General features: G+C 59.4%; 4 protein-coding genes and 2 pseudogenes (2 of these 6 cut by a window edge). 5 read left to right on the top strand and 1 reads right to left on the bottom strand.

All coding sequences use genetic code 11. From position 1 onward, the window contains the following. From FVQ81_17355 to FVQ81_17335, 5 genes and pseudogenes are all read left to right on the top strand, one after another. Positions 1-40 (top strand): annotated as a pseudogene (locus FVQ81_17355) (hypothetical protein) (it extends 2618 nt beyond the left edge of the window). Next, entirely contained in the window at positions 28-1146 is a 1119-nt protein-coding gene (locus FVQ81_17350; GenBank protein MBW7998298.1) for a hypothetical protein, read from the top strand. The pseudogene FVQ81_17355 and the gene FVQ81_17350 overlap by 13 nt, the downstream one beginning before the upstream one ends. 233 nt (positions 1147-1379) lie before the next feature. Beyond that, positions 1380-3110, top strand: a complete 1731-nt coding sequence (locus FVQ81_17345) for a tetratricopeptide repeat protein (protein MBW7998297.1) — start codon at positions 1380-1382, stop codon at positions 3108-3110. Positions 3111-3200: 90 nt separating this feature from the next. Continuing rightward, positions 3201-4016: a tetratricopeptide repeat protein gene (locus FVQ81_17340; GenBank protein MBW7998296.1), complete on the top strand. Its 816-nt coding sequence runs from the start codon at positions 3201-3203 to the stop codon at positions 4014-4016. A gap of 6 nt (positions 4017-4022) precedes the next feature. After that, complete coding sequence (locus FVQ81_17335) at positions 4023-4943, top strand: radical SAM protein (GenBank protein MBW7998295.1); 921 nt, start codon at positions 4023-4025, stop codon at positions 4941-4943. Here the strand turns inward: FVQ81_17335 and FVQ81_17330 are convergent. Further along, a pseudogene (locus FVQ81_17330) lies at positions 4944-5839 on the bottom strand (phospho-sugar mutase); it runs 316 nt beyond the window's last position.

The following is a 5839-nucleotide window of genomic DNA, read 5'->3' as shown; positions in this document are numbered from 1 at the left end:
AGGATCGTGGTCAACGGAACGATGTCTTTGGCCGGCTTGAGGCCCGACAGCCTCCAGCTGGCGATCACCGGCCGCGACATGATCCTCCAGCAGTTCAAATACGTGACCAGTGTCAGGGTCGACGCCGACCTGAGTGCCAGCGGACCGGTGGCACAGCCGCTGATCGAGGGCCGGGTCCATATCATCCAGGGTGAGGTCAACCCCCTGATCGGCTCGCCGGTCCAGATGGCCGGCGGCGGGAATGAGTTGGCTGACGACAGCGAGATCCGACTGCCTGTTTCACCGATTGACTACGACATCCGCTTTACCACCGGTGACGATTTCTGGCTGCGCAACCGCAACGCAAATATCAAGCTCTCCGCCGACATCCAGGCCGCCCAGCTCGAGAGCGTACCCAGGGTCAGCGGATCGATAAACGCGGTGACGGGTACATATACCCTCTTCGGCCGCAGGTTCCGTATCCGTTACGGTTCGATCAGCTTCCAGGGCCGTCCCGAACTAAACCCCCTGCTGGATATCGAGGCCGAACGCACCGTGCGCGGCCAGGTGCGGCGCACCGACCTGATCGGCGGCTCGTTCGTCTCGCGCGGCTCCTCGGGACCCAGTATCCCCGGTGAGCAGTACGAGTTGGATCGCAACACGTTTATCCTGCATATCGGCGGCACGCTCAACAGCCCGCAGTTCGATATCACCGTGCGCGACCGCGAGGACCGCGCGGTCGATCCGCCGCTGACGGACGAGCAGGCCCGGACACTGGTGATTCTCGACCAGACCTGGCGCGAGTTCCAGCAGCAGTCGACATATTCCCAGAGCAAGCTGTTGGACCAGGCGGCCAACATGGCGCTGAACCAGGCCAACCCCTACCTGCAGGAGTGGACCGGCCTGGATGAACTCAGTTTCGAGAGCCAGTTGTTCAACCCGGCCACGGGCGACCAGAGTCAGGGCGGCGCGGAGCGCAGCGCCAAGATCACGATGGGCGAGTTCCTGTTCGAGAACGTGTTTTTCAGCATCTCCCAGGACATTATCGACCCCTCGGCCCGCAGCGCCCAGATCGAGTTCCTGGTCAACCGCCACAGCTCGATAATCAGCCAGACAGACAGCCGCGGGCATTTCAGTATCGACTACCGGTATCGAATCAGGTATTGACCTCTCAGGGGGTGTTTATAATATTACAGGTTTATTGTTGACAACCTCGAAGGAGGTCTTTATAATTTTTTTGTCCTTAAACTATTATTGCAGATTAACCAAAGATTCATGTGCGCCTGCCTTAAGCCAGCTCAATCCAAAGATTACAGCATGGTAGGGCCGCAGTTGAATAAAGTGAACCGGATTCCGTCCAATTTTACGGAGCTCGGTACAGAACTGAACAAATAAAGTCCATGTTTAACAAACGGACACTCGGAGAGGACAAGATGAAACGGATCGAATGTTTTCTGCCGGCCAAATTGCTCGGAATCGCCGGCCTGGCAGTTTTATTTCTGGCCGGCAGCATATTCGCCCAGTCCGGCAGGCCGAAGGTTCTGGTGCTGAGACCCGAGACCACGGTCGAGAAAAAGGTGGCTGAAAAGTTCCAGTGGGAACTGGCCGAAGCGCTCGACAAGTCCGGCAAGTTCGATATCGTCAAGAAGGGCGATTACGATGACTACCTGAAGGAAAAGGACATTGACGGAGAAAAGCCGGTGCCGGATTCGCTCATCCCCTCGATGATGGAGTCCCTGGAAGCGACGATTTACGCCTACGGCACATTGGAACAGCCCGGTGGTGAGGATACGCCGGTAAAGGCCAAGGTGGACTATATCATCCCCCGCAACGATTACACGATCGAGGGCGACGAGATTTCGGTTGAGAACCAGGACAAGGTCGAGGACCTGGCCAGGATGGCCACCGAAACGCTGATTACCGCCAGCGAACGGATCAGCCTGATATCGATCGCGCGCTCCTATTTCAACAGCGCGATCTACGACAAGGCAATCGAGAACTACGAAAAGTACTTAAAGCTCGTCCCCGGCGATATCGACTGCCACTACATGATCGGGCTGAGCCATCTCAAGGCCCAGACCATGGACACCGCGCTGGCCAAGTTCGAGCAGATCCTGGCCGAAATCAACGCCGATCACAAGCCCACGCTGGAAATCCTGGCCACCACCCATTTCACCGACGAGAATTTCGAGCAGGCCCTGAAATATTACGAAAAGCTCGCCGCCCTGGAACCTGATAACTTTGAGTACACCCGCTACTGGGCTTACAGCCTGGAGAAACTGAACCGCAAGGATGAAGCTGCGAAAGTTTACGAGCAGTTGATCCGGATCGAGGATGAGGACCCGAATATCCGAAACATGATCGGCTACTATTATTACTCTAAAGCGGATTCACTGGAGAAAGCCGGCGACTCGACCTCGGCAATGGCGGCGGTGGAAAAAGCGGTCGTGCATATGGAACGCTCGGTGGAACTTTGCCGCCAGCACGGCGATCCATCTGATCCCGTCTGGACGAAAACTCATTGTAGTCGATTGAACCTGCTCGCTCTCAGCCTGATAAAATGCAAACAGAACGATGCAGCGCTTGTCACCCTGACAATGCTTGTAGAGATGGACTCCAACGACCAGTACGCTCATTACCGGATGGGACATATCGAGTACGATAAAAAGCACTGGCCGGCTACGATCGAACATTACAACAAGGCGCTCCTGGTTGTACCAGACAATTATAAAGTCATTATTTATCGGCGCATGGGTCGTGCGTACGACAGGGAACTCAAGAATTATCCCAAGGCGATCGAGGCTTATACCAAGGCTATTCCACTCCTCCAGGGCCGGGACAAGAATATCGTCACTTTCCAGCGTGGTGTTGCAAACTACGACTACGCCAACCAGCTTGACTACGCTATCGACCAGAACGCTGATATCGATCAGTTGATCCAGGACGGCAAAATGACCATTGCTCGGGCCGACCGGGCTCTGCGCGTTTACGACCGGGCGGAATCCGACCTCCGGCAGGTCACCGGCCGCTATGCCAAGAGCGCCAAGGAGCATCTCGATAATATTGCCCAGTTGCGTGACAGACTGACCAAGATCAAGACGCAGATCGACTACTACGAGAAGACAAAGTAGTTCATCCGCTGCTGTAAACCGTGCAAGGGGCTGTTACCCGTGGGGCAACCGGGCGACAGCCCTTTTTTCTCGGAAGAAGAGGTGAGGGTGATGAACAGGATCGTGTTGGCCGGTCTGTTAGCCGTAATAACCGCCCTGCCGCTGACCGCCCAGCAGAGAGCAGCTGAAACCGAGCAGGAAAAACTGGGCGCCAGGCAGTTCAACCAGGCTATCGCGGCCTACTCGGCGGGCAATTACGAGGAAAGCATCCCCCTGTTTATCGCCGCCGACACGCTGATCGGAGAAACCGACCTGGTTGACTGGACCAAGCTGCGGTTCGCCCTGGGGACGGCGTTCCTCGAAACGGGCAAACCAAACCTGGCCCTGGGCTATTTCCAGTGGGTGGCCGAGCGGGATTCGTCATACCCGTTTATCTATCTCCAGATTGCCGAAAGCGCCCGCACGGGCGGCAAACGGACCGAGGCGCTTGATTACTACCGCAAGGCGCTCTCCCGGGCCAGGCCCGCCGATCAGGCCATGATCCTCGGACGGATCGGCGAGCTGGAACTGGCGGCCGGCCGGCTGCAGGCTGCTCTCGGCGCGCTGAACAGGGCGATCAAACTCACTCCGGCTGTCGGCTACTTCCTGATGCGCGGCCAGCTCTACGACCGGTTGGCACAGCGGGTCGACCACGCGCAGGACGAGGAATTCGATTACGAGCGCGCGATCCGCCGCAAGGAGCTTACCGAGGAGCAGATGGAGCAGGCGACGGAACTGAGGCGCAAGGCCCTGGAGGACTATCGCAGCGCCGAACGCGATGCAAAGCTCGCCGACACCTGCGCCAACCTGATCGCGCGCAGCGAGGTGATCCTGGAAAACAACGCCCAGGTGATCAGCGAAATAAAATTCCAGCGGGAAAACAACTGAACTGCGATGTACTCTCCCTCCTACCTCGAACTCCACCGCAACGGCGAGCTGGCCCTCAGGGCCGACACGCTGAGCGAAATCGCCTCGTCCTGCCGTCTCTGCCCCCACCGCTGCGAGGTATCCCGCCGGGAAGGAGAAACCGGCACCTGCCGCTCGCCGTACGAGGCAGTCGTCAGCAGCGCGTTTGCCCATTTCGGCGAGGAAACTCCGCTGGTGGGATCGCGCGGCTCCGGGACAATCTTCTTCTGCGGCTGCAACCTGCGCTGCAGTTTCTGCCAGAACTGGGAGATCAGCCACGGCACCGGCGGCGGCAGGCGTGTGAACGCCAGTGGACTGGCGGAGCTGATGCTCGGGCTGCAGCGCCAGGGCTGCCACAATATCAACCTGGTTACACCCACCCATTACACCCACGTAATCGTCGGCGCGCTGGAACTGGCCGTGGACCGGGGCTTGAATCTCCCGCTGGTTTACAACTGCGGGGGGTACGAAAGCGTGGAGGTCCTGTGCCTGCTGGAGGGAGTGATCGATATCTACATGCCGGACGTGAAATTTTTCGACGACAAAGCCGCCGTCAGGTTTCTCTCTTGCGGTGACTACGGGACTCATACACGCCAGGCGCTGGCAGAGATGCACCGTCAGGTGGGCGAGCTGCGGCTGGCTCCCACGGGAGTCGCTTACCGCGGCCTGCTGGTCCGTCACCTGGTGCTGCCGGACGGGCTTGGAGGCACGGGGGAATGGGCCGGCTGGATCGCCCGGAACCTGTCGGCGGAAACCTACGTCAATATCATGGGCCAGTACCGGCCCTGCCATCAGGCCGGCGAGGACCCGCGGATCGCCCGGCGGCCCAGCGCGCAGGAGCTGGCCGCCGCCCGCGAACAGGCCCTGGCCGCCGGACTGACCGGCCGGGGATTTGTCAGCGAACTCTGACTACATTTCCTTCAGAAGCCTGTCCGCCCCGGCCATCATATCGTCTTCGAGCTTCCGATGGCGCCGGTCTCCCATGCTGCGGGCCTCATCCAGTCCCTGCGGACTTTCCACCGGCTGCCTGATACCGAAATAGAACTTGATCTTGGGCTCGGTGCCGCTGGGGCGCACCGCCACCTTGCTGCCGTCCTCGAGGTAGAAAATCAGCACGTTGGAGCGAGGCAGTCCCAGATCGTCCGTTTTCTCCGCTCCCGGCAGCAGCCGCTCGCCGGAAAGCAGGTCCCACCAGCCGGCGACATTCACGCCGCCGATCGCTGAAGGCCGGTGCTCGCGGAAACGTCCGATCAAACTTCTAATCTGTTCCGCTCCCCGCGCGCCCTTGAGCACCAGCGCCCGCTGGCTTTCGGCGAAATAGCCGTAGGTGCGGAATATCTCGTCGAGGTACGATCCCAGGGTGGCTCCGCGCTGCACGCACCAGGCGGTCACTTCCGCGGCCAGCATCGAACTGACGACTCCGTCCTTGTCGCGCGTGTAGGTCCCGGCCAGGTAGCCGTAGCTCTCCTCGCCGCCGAAGACGAACTCGCGGCCCGAGCCGTCTTCCTCCATCAACTTAATCTGCTCGGCGATATACTTGAACCCGGTCAGCGTATCGATAGTCTCCGCCCCGAAACTGTCCGCGATCTCTTTCTGAAGTTCGGTGGTGACAATGGTCTTGATAATCACCGGCTTCTCCGGCAGTTTTCCGCCCTCGGCCAGACTGGAGAGCATGTAATGGCAGAAGATCGAACCGATCTGGTTACCGGTCAGCAGGGAGTATTCGCCATCGCCGCCGCGATATGCCAGCCCCATCCGGTCGCAGTCAGGGTCAGTGCCCATCACGAGCTGCGCTCCGCTCCGCC

Source organism: Candidatus Glassbacteria bacterium, assembly GCA_019456185.1.
In the GTDB taxonomy this organism is placed as follows: domain Bacteria; phylum Gemmatimonadota; class Glassbacteria; order GWA2-58-10; family GWA2-58-10; genus JAJRTS01.
Note: the sequence above shows the minus strand (reverse complement) of the source record. Positions and strands in the feature narration are given on the sequence as shown.

Bases quoted from the DNA above. Each gene is read 5' to 3' on its own strand.
- FVQ81_17340 (MBW7998296.1), top strand. From the start codon at position 3,201: ATGAACAGGATCGTGTTGGCCGGTCTGTTAGCCGTAATAACCGCCCTG.
- FVQ81_17345 (MBW7998297.1), top strand. From the start codon at position 1,380: ATGTTTAACAAACGGACACTCGGAGAGGACAAGATGAAACGGATCGAA.
- FVQ81_17335 (MBW7998295.1), top strand. From the start codon at position 4,023: ATGTACTCTCCCTCCTACCTCGAACTCCACCGCAACGGCGAGCTGGCC.